The sequence below is a fragment of the Paenibacillus oceani genome (assembly GCF_014705615.1).
Lineage (GTDB): Bacteria > Bacillota > Bacilli > Paenibacillales > NBRC-103111 > Paenibacillus_AB > Paenibacillus_AB oceani.
On sequence record NZ_JACXJA010000008.1, the window covers coordinates 40,900 to 55,256 of the forward strand.

The window sequence follows — 14,357 nt, forward strand, 5'->3', positions numbered from 1 at the left end:
ACATCACATTCTAGAGAAGAGGCGCTATCATGGAAATTGTTCACTATTCGAAGCCGAGTCCGCAAAAACGTGAGGGAGAAGACGCACTGATTCTCAATCCGTCCTGCGGCATCTATGGAGTGCTTGACGGAGTTACGCCGATGGCATCTTTTACCGACGAGAACGGTCATAACGGAGCTTATCTCGCCGCCAATTTATTCAAAGCCGCGCTGGAGAGAGAACATATCGAAGGAAGCTTGACGGAAGCGATCGCCGAAGCGAACCGCGAGCTGAACCGCAAGATGGTATCGTACGGAGTCGACATCCGGATTAAGCATGAATTGTGGTCGACCTGTTTGTCCGTCGCTCAGGTTATGGGAGAAGGGATTCGATACGCCCAGCTCGGCGACAGTATGGCGGTTGCCCGTTATGCGGACGGCAGCGTCAAGGTGCTGACGGAAAACCGGGTAAATGGAATTAGCGCAAGAGCGAAAGCGAAGCGCGAGAGAGACCGCCAGAACGGGCTTCACGTTGAAGAGGAAAGCTTTTTCGCCGAATTGAACAACCGGATGGCGTATCATCGGGGCATGGCCAACACGCCGGAAGGATATGGCGTCGCCAACGGGATGACGGAAGCGGCCGATTACATCCAAACCGGTCTCGTACCGGCAGAAGGGCTGACGCATCTGCTACTCATCTCCGACGGCATGTTCCATCCGGACTATTCGCTGGACAAAACGATGGAGCTGCTGCTGGAACTGGGCTTTGACCGTTACGTCGAACAGGTGGAAGCGGCCGAGCAGGCGAAGCAAATGCGCCCCGACGACCGTTCCGCGGTTCTGTTTCGTTTCTGATAGTGGTTCCGAAGAAAACAGCGGAGGAGGAGACGCGGATGAACCCGGACTTCATTAAGCTGAAGCCGCTGGAGGGCGAATTAAAGCTGTCGCACAAAAAGAGGCTGTTCGGCATCACGGTCTCGACGAAAGAAGTGGTGCTTCACAAGCCTCATGCGAATTATTATTTGCATTTAAGCGATATTGTCAGCATTACGCCCTTCGAATCGAAGCAATCGTCGAATCTGCGGTTCGTAAACAAGCAGGCTTCCCAGCAAGAAATCGTTCAAGAGTCAGACGGCCCCCCGCATTACAACGTATATGTGAAGCAGGCGACGCTCCATAACCGGAGCGGGTTGTTCCCGCTGGGCAAGATGCGGTTTATTATTCCGATCCATCACGATCTGATGCAGGTGATCGCGTTATTCGGCAAATGGGACGTGGCGCTGGATATGTAACGATTCGCGGCAAGGGTTTAAAAGCCGCTGTCCGGCTCCGCGGTCCGAAGATTAGGCGTCCAGCTCCAATACGCACTGCCACATCGCTTCGTCGACCGGAATACCGTCTCTCTCATTTCGCTCGCGGACCCGCAGCGTCTCTTCGCCAGGGTAGCGGGCTTTGCCGCCGCCTTCGTCAGGAGTCGCCTGATGCAAATCTTCGATCATCTCGTTGATTTTATCGCGAAGCGCGCTTTGATCCGGCAGCTTGCGCGTATCGATCGCGAGAAACAGCTGGGAGAGGTTGCGTTCCGCACCGAGCTTGCCCATATCCATTGAGGAGTTTCCTCCGGACAACATCGTAACGACCAGATCGAGTACGAACGACAAGGCCGAGCCTTTCCAGAAACCGATCGGCATCGCTCTGCGGGTCTCCATAATAGCGGCCGCATCTCTCGTCGCATTGCCGTTGCGGTCGAAGCCGCCGTCTACGGGAAGAGGCTCGCCGCTTTTGGCGTGGATACTCATCTTGCCGTAGGAAAATTGGGACATGGCAATATCCAGCACGACCGGTCCTTCTTCGCGGGGCACGGCGATGACGACGGGATTGTTGCCTAGCTTATTATCCTTGCTGCCCCACGGAGGCATGTTCGGGATTGTATTCGTCCAGCATATGCCGACGCAACCGGCCTCCGCCGCTTGCCAGCCGTAGCTGCCCGCACGCATCCAATGGTTCGTGTTGCGGATCGCCACGCAGCCGATCCCGTGTTCCTGCGCGAGCTCGACCGCCCTTCCCATCGAGAAGTGGGCGTTCAGGTTGCCGGGACCGGATCGGCCGTCCCATCTTTCTACGATACCGATCCGCTCCAGCAGCTCCGGTTCCGCTCCTGGCTGAACATAGCCCTTCCGGATATAATCGATGAATAGCGGAAAACGGTTCAAGCCGTGGGAATAAACGCCGTCCCGGCTCGCCTCGGCGAACAGGCGCGCGCAGAGCCCGGCCCGCTCGGGGGTAAAGCCGTTTTTGATCAGCACAGAACGAAATCGTTCGGTCATTTGTTCGAACGGAATACGCATGAGGACCAGCTCCTTAGTCACGTTGATAGTTTCCGATGCACGATAAGTATACCAGACTATCGGGGCGGAGTAGAGAGGAAGGAACCATTTCGTATGAAGCGACGGGGCGAGGGAAGAGGCAGTGACCCGCAAGATGAGCTGCGAGGAGTAATCCGAACGGATAAGATTTCCGCAACCAAACTATACGACAATATATCGTAGAAGCTAATCAGAGAACGGAGTGTGCTAGAAGATGAACCAAGAACGACCTGAAGCGATTCCGTATATTCCGCTTACAATGCAGCGTCCGAATTTAGCAGAGCTTCCGGACGCGCCGCTGCCTGCCGGTTACGGGATGCGCACATTCAGACGTGGGGACGAGACGGCTTGGGCGCGGATCGAATGGGCCGCCGGGGAATTCAAAACCGAAGAGGAAGCGCTTCAACATTTCCGCAAAGAATTTGGCGAACATCTTGCCGGGATGGAGGAGCGCTGCCTGTTCATTACAGATGAACACGGCGACCCGATCGGGACGACTACGGCTTGGTACGGAGAGTTTCAAGGGGCGGTCATCGGCCGGATTCATTGGGTAGCGGTCGTCCCCGAGCATCAGGGCAAGAAGCTGTCGAAGCCGCTGCTGTCGCAGGCGCTGAGAACGATGGCGAGGTTTCACGAGCAGGCGTATCTAACGACGCAAACGACAAGTTATAAAGCGGTAGGCATGTACTTGAACTACGGATTTATCCCGGTATTTGAGAACGAGAAATGCGAAGAAGGCTGGCGGATGATCGGACAGCTGCTGAACAGAACGATCGATACCGGCCGCGCAACATAAGCTGGAATTGGCGTTATTGGAATGAGGTCTAACATGAAAAGCAAATGGTTTGTTATGGCCAGCATCGTCTTGGCTGTGCTGGTTTCTTCGATCGATTCGACGATTACGAACACGACCGTTCCCCATATCGTTAAGGAACTGGGCGGATTCGAGCTGTACGCGTGGAGCTTCGTCGCTTATATGATTACTTCTACGGTGCTGACCCCGATTGCAGGTCGGCTCTCGGATATATTCGGACGGAAAAAAGTGTTCGCCACCGGCATTGCCGTCTTCCTGATCGGCTCGACGTTGTGCGGCAGTGCGGATACGATGCTGCAGCTGGTGCTGTTCCGCGCCGTTCAGGGGATCGGAGCCGGCATTATGAACCCGTTTCCGGCGATCATTGCAGGCGATCTGCTGACCGTAGAGAAGCGGGGGACGGTACAGGCGCTGTTCTCCGGCATGTGGGGCATTTCCGCCGTCATTGCGCCGCTTCTCGGTGCCGTATTCGTGGAATATGCGAGCTGGAGATGGATTTTCTACGTGAACATCCCGGTTTGTCTATTGGCGTTGCTGCTGCTTATCCCGTATAAGGAAAAATATGAGCCGAAGCGCGCTCAGATCGATTATTGGGGGGCGGCGTTATTTACAGGGAGCATCAGCCTGCTGCTGCTTCTGACGGTTGTCGAAACGAACCTGGTCATCTATGCTGCGGGCGGGATAATCCTGTTGATCGGATTTGTCGCTTGGGAGAGGAAGCATCCGTCGCCGCTTATCCCGATGACGTTATTCCGCAACCGCAACGTGGCGTGGATGATCGCGAATTCGTTTCTCGCCTGCGCTTCGTTATTCGGCACCTCCAGCTACGTCCCGCTGTTTATGCAGGAAGTGGGCGGGTACAGCTTGTTCGAAAGCGGGCTTCCGCTGCTTGGCGAAGCGATCGGCTGGATGCTCGTCTCGGTGCCGGCCGGACGCTGGGTCATCAAGTACGGGTACCGCAAGCTGCTGATCTACGGCAACGCGCTGTTGGTCGGATGTGGAATCCTGGCTGTTTTCCTGAACGAGAACAGCGGATTTTGGTACGTTTTTTCATTCATGTTCGTAGAAGGTTTGGCATTCGGCCTTATTTTTACCGTAACGACGATCGGCGCTCAGGAGCTTGTCGGTCCTCATCAGAAAGGCATATCGACCTCGATGCAGTTTTTCTCACGCAACATCGGTGCGGCTGTCGGCACTACACTGATGGGGGCGTTTCTAACCAAGGCGCCCGAAACGATGACCGGCATTCATCAATTGCTGATGTACGGGTTCTGGATGACGCTTATCGCATTCGTCAGCTGTTTGTTCATTCAGTCGGTGCGGGCGGTTCGGACGGAAGAGCGGGCGATGTGAAAAAAATAAAACCATTCTCCAAGTGTTACGTATACAACAGTGAGAACCGTGTAACGTAGACAGGAGGGTGAGAAATGTTCAAAAGACTGCTGTTATTTTCACTTATACTAGGCGTCCTCTCCGGCTGCTCCTTGCTGGACAGCGTGAATCAGTCGTTGGATTATACGAAAGAAGCCGGCACCTTTATCCAGGAAGCCTCGCAGTTCGGCGGCTCGGTCCAGGAGCTTGCGCAGCAGGCGGCCGCCAGCACGGAGGCGAAGGAGAAGCTGACACAGGAACTGGAAGCGATGAAGGCGCGGATCACGGAGTTTAAAGGAATCGAGGCTCCGGCTTTTGCGAAGACGATTCATGAGAAGCTTGTCGGACTGAACGATACGCTGCTGACCGATATTAACGGTTATTTGGCGCAAATCCAAAATGGCGTTACCAGTCTGCAAAATTCCAATATCGTCCAGACCATCAATAAAATTAACGAAACGATGGACATGATCCAAAATTTGCAGCCGTAGCGATTGCTGCGCACCTGCTGCCGGAAGCTTATCCCATCTAACCTGAGCGAACCCTGACCTGTATAGGCAGGGTTCTTTTCTATGTTTCCCGGCCGAGTGCCGGAGTGCAAAAAAAATGAACGATTATCCAACACGAAGTGCAAAAAGAACGATTTATCCTCCAAAGCTTTTCGCCCGGCTCCCGCGATAAAATTACGGTAACAACGCGAGTTGTAAGCGTTTGCGAAAAGAGGGAGAGCATGAACCTTATCACAAAGGAGTCTGAGAAAAAGATGAACAACGCAGCACGAAGAAGCTTTTCCATGATCGGTCTGATCGCGGTAATGCTGGTAACCCTCCTCATGTCGGCCTGCGGCGGAGCGGGCAAGGAAGCGGCACCGCCGGCGGGAACGACGCCGGAGACGGTTAAGCCGAAAGCCGAAGATCCGGCATCGCTCAAGGGCGAGGTTATCTGGCAATACCCGAACACGACTTGGCCCGAAGCTGACATCAAAAACATGATCGCCGACTTCAACAAAAAGTATCCGAACATTTCGGTGAAACCGGTGCTCGGTCCGCTGGAGCCGATGATTGCCGCCGGCAACCCGCCGAACGTGGCGACGAACAACCGTCTGGAAGCGAACTGGATTATGGACGGGCTGTTTGAGGAATTGACGCCTTATATCAAGAAAGATCCCGATTACAAGCCGGAAAGCTTGTTCCATCAAGTTCTTTACGAGATCCCGCAATTCGAGAAAGGCCAATACGGTCTCCCGATGTACTCGAATCCGACGTACGCCCTGATCGTCAACAACAAAATTATGAGCCAATACGGGGAAAAAGCAATTCCGAAGCTGCAAGGACTTAAGGATACCGACGAATTTTTCAAAAAGTTCTGGATCATGAAAAACGGCGAATACGAAATGACAGGTGAAAATCCGCTGTTTTATTACGGCATCCTGTCCGGGCTGTTCTTCGTCGCTTACTTGAACGGAGCCGACCCGTCCACGTTCTGGAATCCGGAGACGAAAAAAGTCAATTTCAACGATCCGAAAATCGTCGACGCGCTCGACTGGCTGTACAAATTCAACCGGGACACGATCAACCAGCAGGCGTACACCCAGCTCAAAGCCCAGCTGCCGAAAAACACGCATCCGTTCGTGGCGGAGAAACAGGCGATGATGGTCGTCACGTCCAATCAGGTGAAAGATTTCCGCAAGGCGAAGCCCGATCTGGATATTACAGTGCTTCCGGCTCCTCAGGCGAGCATGTGGAACGGCGGCTCCAACCTTGCGATCGTGAAGGCCGGCAAGAACAAGGACGCCGCGTGGACGTTCATCAAATGGATGACCTCTTCGGAGGAGGGGGCGGAATCGTTGTATAACCGGCTTGGCTTACTGACGCCAATGAAAACGAGCAAATTTTTGACGGAGCAAAGCAAAAACGATCCGGATCTGAAAGTGTTCCTTGAGATTAACGCTCAAGCGAAAAAATGGATTCCGCAGTTCCCGGTAGCTTACGACACCGAATACAGGAAGCTGTTCCCGGACTTCCAGGCCGGCAAAATTACGGCCAAAGAAATGATGGACCATGTCAACAAAGAAGTGCAGAAGCGGATCGACGATTTCTACGCAAGCAAGAAGAAGTAAAGCGGTACGAGCGGACGGTTCCCATGAAACGGAGCCGTTCGCCGATCTTTCAACCGATTCTGGAGGAGGAACGATCATGAGCCAAGCCGATCGCCACAGTAAGGATCAACCGGAGAAGCTGCAGCAGGAGGCGTTCACGAAGGAGAACGCCGATTGGACGGACCCCGGCCATATCGCGGCGCAGAAGCTGAGCCGGCGCAGGCTGCTCGCCTCGATCGGGGCGGCGGGCGCCGCCGCCGTCGTATACGGCACGACATATGGAATGGCTAGTGCCGGCAGAGGCGGGAAGGACGACCCGGATGTAATCGATGCCGTATACGGGGATAGCCGGATCAACCCGAGGCCGCCGAAACCTCCGAAACCCCCGGTTCCCCCGCAGGAGCTGGCCTGCTGCGATTTTGTAAAAACGACGCTTGCTGAGCTGCGCGCCTTAAGCGCTCCCAGCTCCGACGTGGTTTATTATATGACCGATTCCGGGATGGAAGGCTCGTTGCTGTACGATCCGTCCGACACCACGTCGGCGGACAATACGGGGCTTGTGGTCGTCTCCTCCTCCGGAGCCCGCTTCAAGCGGATTGTCGAGGACGGCCGTTATAATGTCAGATGGTTCGGAGCGAAGGGCGACGGAGTTACCGACGATCTGGACGTGATTCAGGCGGCGATCGACGTCGTTTATGCGCTGGGCGGCGGGACGGTTTATTTTCCGAAAGGCACGTACATCGTCTCCCCGCTGCTGCAGACGCGGCGGATCGTCCCGAAAAGCAACGTGCATCTGCTCGGCGAAGGGACGAACTCGGTCATTAAGGTGAAGGACGACGCCGGCGACTATTGGACGATTTTCGGCAATTTCCAGACTTGGCCGAAGGTGAGCAACGTATCGATCCGCGGTCTGAAGTTCGATCAAAATCCGGGCGGCAATACGACGTGCAATATTGATCATCGCCGGACGGATTACTATTGGACGCAATTTTGCATCAGCCTGTTCAATTACGAAAACATCGCGATCGAGGATTGCACCTTCGATCCGATCTGCGGCTGGAATACGGTCGTGCTTAACAATGCCGCTTCGCGCAACGCGATCGTCAACAACTGCACGTTCCGCTTCATCCACGCGAGAGGCTATGACGGTTACGATAATTCGGCCGTTTATATGAACGGCTGGTCGCATGTCGTCACGAATTGCCGCTTCTATGCCGCTCCCGGAGAGAAAGCGATGGGCGCCATCGAGACGCACAGCGGCAAAAGCGTCGTCTCGGGCAACGTCTCGGACGGTTACGTTACCGGCGTCCATATCCAGTCGAGCGAGACGAGCGGCGACGGGGCGGACATTACCGTCTCGGGCAACACGTTTACGAACGCCGTGCATGCGATCCAGTTTTGGCCGTATAAGCAGTATTCGCTCAAAAATGTGACGGTAACGGGCAATACGGTCAGTCTGGCCAACGCGAGACAGCAGCGCAGCATGATGGTCGGGATCGGGGCGTTCCCCGGCGCGTTGCCCCCGGATCACACGGGAACGTTCGAGAACATTGCGATAACCGGCAATACGATCATCTGCGAGGAGGAGTTCGTCAAGCGGGATAACGTGCTGGAGGGATTCTGCTACGGCATCGGCTTCGTCCGCGAAACCGACGTCAAACATATCGTCATCGCGGGCAATATCATTAAAAACGCGCCAATCGCGGCGATCCATATCGGCAATACGCCGAAGTTCGGCACGATGTCGAACATTCAGATTACGGACAATATGATCGTCAACGCGGGTCATTATCCGGCGGGCAACGAAGCGTACAAAGCGGCGATTCTGCTTCGTTCGACCGTGGCCGGAGCGAAAATATCCGGCAATACGATCCGCGAAACGTATGCGACGTCGCGCGGTCTGTACTCGATCCGGCTGAACGCCGCAGACGGATCCTTTGCGGACGTGGAAGTGACCGACAATGTCATTACGTCGGTTCAAGGCGGCTTATGGCTCGATCTGCACGCCTCGGTTCGTACGAACAGCGCCGAGAAACATCTGAAATTTACGGATCGCGCTTTCGACGACCCGCTGCTGCCGGCAGGCACGACGTATCAGCCGGGGACCGTCGTGCTGGCGACAGGCAGTACTATCGTTCCGGGTCTGACACCGGCGGGCTACCGCATCTTGAACGGGGGCACGTTCGGTACTCTAACCGGCGTAACGGCGACCGGGACGGCGGGCTCGTACAAAGTAACGGTGAACGATTCGTCCCAGCTTCGGGTCGGGCAATGGATCAAGATTGCCACAGGAGACCAGACGCGCCGGATTAACCGGATCGCCGGCAACGAGCTCCGGATCAACGCGCCGCTCTCCGTCGCCGTGGCGTCTCCCAGCGCCGTACTGTACGTTCCGCCGGTATACGAGCCGTTCGGCCATACCGGTAAGCTGCCCGCTATCGCCGATACGTCGGGGCTGTCCGTCGGCCAGCTCGAAACGGAGCTGAACGCGCTGAAGCAGGCGATGCGGGATTTCGGCATCATCAACGTGTAAGGAAGGAGTCGCTCCCTATGGCAGGAGTATCCCTGCGCAATCTGTATAAAACGTATGGCAAAAACAGCCCGTATGTCGTAAAGGACGTTTGTCTGGATATCGAGGACGGGGAATTTATGGTATTCGTCGGACCGTCCGGCTGCGGGAAATCAACGACGCTGCGCATGGTGGCCGGTCTGGAGCGGGTAAGCCAAGGCGAAATCTATATCGGCGACGAGCTGATGAATCATGTGCCTCCGAAGCGGAGAGATATCGCGATGGTGTTTCAAAACTATGCGCTGTATCCGAATATGAGCGTCTTAGAAAATATGGCGTTCGGCTTGCGGCTCCGCAAAACGGAGAAGCATCTGATCGATTCGTCGGTGAAGCAAAACGCACGGACGCTAGAAATCGAGCATCTGCTGGAGCGGAAGCCCCGGCAGCTGTCCGGCGGCCAGCGTCAGCGCGTCGCACTGGGGAGGGCGATCGTCCGGCACCCGCAAGTATTCCTTATGGACGAGCCGCTGTCCAACCTCGACGCCCGTCTGCGCGTGCAGATGAGGACGGAGATCGTCGAGCTGCACCGGAGACTGGGGACGACGATGATCTACGTCACCCACGATCAGACGGAAGCGATGACGATGGGAAGCCGGATCTGCATTATGAAGGACGGCGTCATCCAGCAGGTGGGTGTGCCGGAAGAAGTATATATGCGTCCGGCCAATATGTTCGTGGCGAACTTTATCGGTTCGCCGCCGATCAATTTTATGGACGGACGGCTGAAGCCGGGCAAGAGCGGCGGTCTCATCTTCGATACGCCCCGCTTCGCGCTGCCGGTGTCTCTGGAGAAGAGCAGGCGGCTGCTGGAGATGGGGTATCTGGATAAAGCGGTCGTGCTCGGCATCCGGGCCGAATATGTGCAATGGCAGGAAGCGGATGCCGGCGAGAGCCAGCCCGGGGAGGCGCCGATCCGCGGAGAAGCTTATTTCAGCGAGCTGGTCGGGGCGGACCGGTTTATCCGCGTGAAGGCCGGCGACGACAAAATCGTGGCCAGAGCAGCCGCTTACGATCGGGTCGCAGAAGGGACGAAGCTCCTTTTAACGTTTAATCCGAACTACACGCTGTTTTTCAATCGGGACACACAGCAGTTGATCGTTTAAGAGGTTCCCCTGACAAGAAAGCGGAGAATGCCGTAAATCGGCCCCGCTATAGGGGAGCTGCTTCATAAGGCACAAGGGTGGAGAGGATTGTCGATGGGAACGAAATCTGGAAGTGCCGTGAAGCTCGCGCTGGCGGGAGCGCTGCTCCTGGTGCCGTGCGGCAGCCTGTTCGCCGGCGGCACCGCAGCCGATTCCCGGCAAGACGGCCGTACGGTCAGACCGCCGGTCGAACGGTTGTCCGAAGCGTATGCGTCGTTATACTCGCAGACGCTTCTCGAGTGGATCGAGAAAGGGTGGAAGGATGCGCTAGCCGACGCCCCCCGTGCAGCGGCTAACCGCTTCTCGGCGGCGTCTTCCGGCGTCTCGGTCCGGTCGGACCGCTTGCTGGGCAAAACGGGCGTGCTCCAATTTATGCAATCCAAGGATTGGGCCGAATTCGAGATCGACGTGCCGCAGGACGGCTTATATACGATCGATTTGACGGTTTTGCCGCTGGAAGGGACGCTTGGCCCCGTTCAGATCGGGGTGAAAATCGACGGTGCATTTCCTTTTGCGGAGGCGAGAAACATCCAATTGCCGCGCACGTGGACGGAATCGGTGTATCCGCCTGCCGTCAATGAGCACGGGGATCAGATCCGTCCGTCGCAGCAGGAAACGTCCGAATGGAGCGTGCGGCCGCTGACGGACTCCAAATTATCTAGCCCGGGTCCGCTTCGCTGGAAGCTGTCCAAGGGCAAGCATACGATCCGGCTGGAATCGGTGCTGGAGCCGTTCGCGTTGGCGGAGTTGGCCGTCAGGGCTCCCCGCCAATTGCCGGCCTACGAGCAAGTCGCGGCAAGCTGGCAGTCGCTGCCGGATAACGTCCAGCCCGGCTGGACATCCGTACTGGAAGCGGAACAGATGAGCGCCAAATCGGACCCGTCCGTACAGGTGCAGGCAAGCAACGACAACCTTGCCGCTCCCGCTTCAAACGGCAAGATGATCTACAATACGATGGGCGGCTACCGATGGAGCAGGGGCGGGCAATCGGCGGAATGGACGTTCGACGTTCCCAGCGACGGTCTGTACTATATCCATTTCAAATATTTGCAAAACTTTACGAAGGACGCGATCAGTTTCCGGGAAATCCGCATCGACGGCGAAGTGCCGTTCCTCGAACTGCAATCGTATCCGTTTCCGTATTCGCGCAACTGGAACGTGGACCACCTGAAGGATGATCAAGGGAAGCCATACGCGATCTATCTGACCAAAGGAAGCCACACGCTGGGACTGACAGCCGATTCGTCCCCGACTACCCCGATCCGCGAATCGATCCAGGCGATTGTCGATGCGTATCAGGAGTTGAACCGTCAAGTGGCGATGGTGACCGGCGTCAAAAACCGCAGCATGGTGGATCAGAACCGGGATTGGAACTTGTCGGAATCGATGCCGGGCATCGAGGCGCAGGTGGGCTCGCTCGCCGACCGTCTGCAGCAGCAGGTCGACAAGCTCCAGCAGCTGTACGGCAATTCGCTGCAGGGGGCGGAAGGGCTGCGCTCGGTCATCTTCGATCTGCGTAAGATGGCTGCACAGCCGGATCTGCTGTCGAAGCGGCCGCCCGAGCTGCATGCGCAAAACCTGGAGAAAATGACGATGTTTATCGACGCATTGGCCCGGCAGCCGCTGACGCTCGACCGGATCTACGTTACCTCGTCCCCGGAACAGCCTGCCAAGCCGCCGGGTACGCTGGCCGTTCTGGGCGATCTGGTGCAAAACTTTTTCCGTACGTTCTCGCCGGACTACCATTATTACGGCCGCCGCGATCCGGACGGAATCGACGTATGGGTCAACCGGGGGCGTGATTACGTAGCGCTGATGCAGCAGCTGGCGGACGAATCATTCACAGCGAAGACGGGAATCAAGGTCAACATTAATCTGATGCCGAACCCCGGACAGCTCATCCTGAGCAACTCCGCGGGACGCGAGCCGGATGTGGCGCTCGGGATCGCCGAAGGCACTCCGGTCGATTTCGCGATGCGCGGCTCTTTGACGAAGCTGAGCGACTTTCCGGACTATGCGGCCATGGCTCCGCGGTTCGTACCGGGTACGCTGATCCCGTTCACGTATGACGGCAGCGTTTATGCGCTGCCCGAGACGGTTGCGCTGAACGTGCTGTTTTACCGCACCGATATTTTGCAGCGGATCGGCTTAAAGCCGCCGGACACGTGGGACGACATGTACAAAATGCTGCCGACGCTGCAGCAGAAAGGGTACGATTTCTTTTTCGCCAGGCAAAATTATGTGCCGCTCTTCTTGCAGAACGGTGCGTCCTTTTATACAAATGATGGGTTAAGCTCCGCCTTGAACTCGAGGGAGGCGTTCAACTCGTTCAAGATGTGGACGGAGCTGTTTACGGTATACGGATTTCCGACCGAGGTTCCGAGCTTTTATATGCATTTCCGCCGCGGCGATATGCCTGTCGGGATCGCCGATTACAACGCCTACATGCAGCTGCTTGTGGCCGCGCCGGAGCTGGCGGGCTCCTGGGAGATCGCGCCGATTCCCGGCATGAAGCAGCAGGACGGGACCGTAGCCCGCTGGTCGGGCGGCAACATGACGTCCGGGATGATCTTCAAGTCGTCGAAGCGGCAGAACGATTCCTGGGAGTTTCTGAAATGGTGGACGTCGACGGAGACGCAGTCCCGGTTCGGCAACGAGATCGAGCTGCAGAACGGCGTCGAGTTTCGCTGGAATACGGCGAATGTGGCGGCCTTTCAGACGCTGCCTTGGCCGGAGAAAGACCGAGATACGATTCTTAGCCAGTGGAAGTGGTACAAGGAAGTGCCGAACGTGCCGGGCGGGTACTTCACTTCACGCGAGCTGACGTTTGCCTGGACGCGGACGGTGCTGCAAAACGGCAACTACCGGGAAATGCTCGAAAAAGCGGTGTTCCAGATCGACAGCGAGCTGAAACGCAAGCAGCGGGAATTCGGCTTCGTAAACGATCAGGGGAATACGGTGCGAAAACTGCGAGTGCCCGATGTGACGATACCATGGGAGGAGGCGGGCAAACGATGACGATTCGTTCACAACAAGGCGGTCCGCAGGTGGTTCCGTCAATGACAGGCACAGGGTTGGGCGGACGCCGGGCCGTTTTCATTCAGGAGAAATGGCGCAGTCTGCTTTCCGAATTGAGGAAGAGCTGGGTATCCTATTTGTTCGTAAGCCCCTTCTTCCTGCTGTTCGTGCTGTTTATCGCGCTGCCGACGGTGGCGGCGATTGTGCTCTCCTTTACGAGCTTTAACGCCATCGAGCCGCCAACCTTTGTCGGACTGTTTAATTACCAGGTGTTGTTTACACAGGATCTTGTCTTCTGGCAGTATGCGCTGCCGAATACGTTTTTGTTCGCCCTGATCGTAGGCCCGGTCGGCTACGTGCTTTCGTTTATGCTCGCTTGGCTGATCGCCCAGCTGCCGGACAAAATCCGGGCGTTTTATACGCTGGCTATGTACGCGCCGTCGATGACCGCCGGAATCGCCATGTCGGTCGTATGGCTCATCTTGTTCAGCGGCGACCGGATCGGTTATCTGAACAACTTTCTGCTGTCGATCGGTTACATCAACGAGCCGAAGCTGTGGACCACGTCGCCGGAGTACATTATGAAGATTATGATCGTCGTCTCGTTATGGGCCAGCATGGGCGTCGGTTTTCTGGCGATGCTGGCCGGCATCCAGAACGTCGACAAGCTGCTCTACGAGGCGGGGCGGATCGACGGAATCCGTTCCAGGCTGCAGGAGATCTGGTACATTACGATACCTGCGATGAAGCCGCAGATGCTGTTCGGGGCGGTTATGGCGGTGGTAGGCACGCTGAAAGCGGGCTCGATCAGCGTCGAGCTGACCGGCTCGAACCCGTCTCCCAATTATGCGGGGCACTTAATGATCAACCATATCGACGATTACGGGTTTATCCGCTATGAGATGGGGTATGCATCGGCGATATCCGTCGTTCTGCTGATCATCATCTATTTGTCCAGCAAGCTGTGCTGGAAGCTGTTCGGCTCGAAGGGGGAGTAACAT

General features: G+C 56.4%; 11 protein-coding genes. 10 read left to right on the top strand and 1 reads right to left on the bottom strand.

The features are described 5' to 3' along the window. Window positions 1-29: 29 nt before the first annotated feature. Window positions 30-833, top strand: a complete 804-nt coding sequence (locus IDH45_RS08625) for a PP2C family serine/threonine-protein phosphatase (RefSeq protein WP_190926588.1) — start codon at window positions 30-32, stop codon at window positions 831-833. A gap of 38 nt (window positions 834-871) precedes the next feature. Then, a complete protein-coding gene (locus IDH45_RS08630; RefSeq protein ID WP_190926590.1) occupies window positions 872-1,270 on the top strand; it encodes a hypothetical protein in 399 nt (132 codons plus the stop codon). 51 nt (window positions 1,271-1,321) lie between these two features. Here the strand turns inward: IDH45_RS08630 and yiaK are convergent, their stop codons facing one another. After that, window positions 1,322-2,326 (bottom strand): 3-dehydro-L-gulonate 2-dehydrogenase, encoded by a 1,005-nt coding sequence (gene yiaK, locus IDH45_RS08635; RefSeq protein ID WP_190926591.1) that lies wholly within the window; start codon window positions 2,324-2,326, stop codon window positions 1,322-1,324. A gap of 232 nt (window positions 2,327-2,558) precedes the next feature. Between yiaK and IDH45_RS08640 the strand changes: the two genes are divergently transcribed. From IDH45_RS08640 to IDH45_RS08675, 8 genes are all read left to right on the top strand, one after another. Beyond that, the gene (locus tag IDH45_RS08640) at window positions 2,559-3,140 is read left to right on the top strand and encodes a GNAT family N-acetyltransferase (protein ID WP_223836489.1); all 582 of its coding nucleotides are present in this window, start codon (window positions 2,559-2,561) and stop codon (window positions 3,138-3,140) included. A gap of 33 nt (window positions 3,141-3,173) precedes the next feature. Further along, on the top strand, window positions 3,174-4,511 hold the full coding sequence (locus tag IDH45_RS08645) for an MFS transporter (protein ID WP_190926593.1): 1,338 nt from the start codon (window positions 3,174-3,176) through the stop codon (window positions 4,509-4,511). Between the two features lie 74 nt (window positions 4,512-4,585). Continuing rightward, the gene (locus tag IDH45_RS08650) at window positions 4,586-5,020 is read left to right on the top strand and encodes a DUF6376 family protein (RefSeq protein WP_190926595.1); all 435 of its coding nucleotides are present in this window, start codon (window positions 4,586-4,588) and stop codon (window positions 5,018-5,020) included. A gap of 239 nt (window positions 5,021-5,259) precedes the next feature. After that, window positions 5,260-6,648: an ABC transporter substrate-binding protein gene (locus IDH45_RS08655; RefSeq protein WP_190926597.1), complete on the top strand. Its 1,389-nt coding sequence runs from the start codon at window positions 5,260-5,262 to the stop codon at window positions 6,646-6,648. A gap of 76 nt (window positions 6,649-6,724) precedes the next feature. Further along, window positions 6,725-9,160 (top strand): glycosyl hydrolase family 28-related protein, encoded by a 2,436-nt coding sequence (locus IDH45_RS08660; RefSeq protein ID WP_190926599.1) that lies wholly within the window; start codon window positions 6,725-6,727, stop codon window positions 9,158-9,160. Between the two features lie 17 nt (window positions 9,161-9,177). Then, window positions 9,178-10,299 carry an ABC transporter ATP-binding protein gene (locus tag IDH45_RS08665; RefSeq protein WP_190926600.1) on the top strand — a complete coding sequence of 374 codons (1,122 nt, stop codon included), beginning with the start codon at window positions 9,178-9,180 and terminating at the stop codon, window positions 10,297-10,299. Between the two features lie 93 nt (window positions 10,300-10,392). Then, on the top strand, window positions 10,393-13,356 hold the full coding sequence (locus tag IDH45_RS08670; RefSeq protein WP_190926602.1) for an extracellular solute-binding protein: 2,964 nt from the start codon (window positions 10,393-10,395) through the stop codon (window positions 13,354-13,356). A 41-nt stretch (window positions 13,357-13,397) separates the two neighbouring features. Beyond that, window positions 13,398-14,354: a carbohydrate ABC transporter permease gene (locus IDH45_RS08675; protein ID WP_190926772.1), complete on the top strand. Its 957-nt coding sequence runs from the start codon at window positions 13,398-13,400 to the stop codon at window positions 14,352-14,354. The last annotated feature ends 3 nt before the right edge of the window (window positions 14,355-14,357 follow it).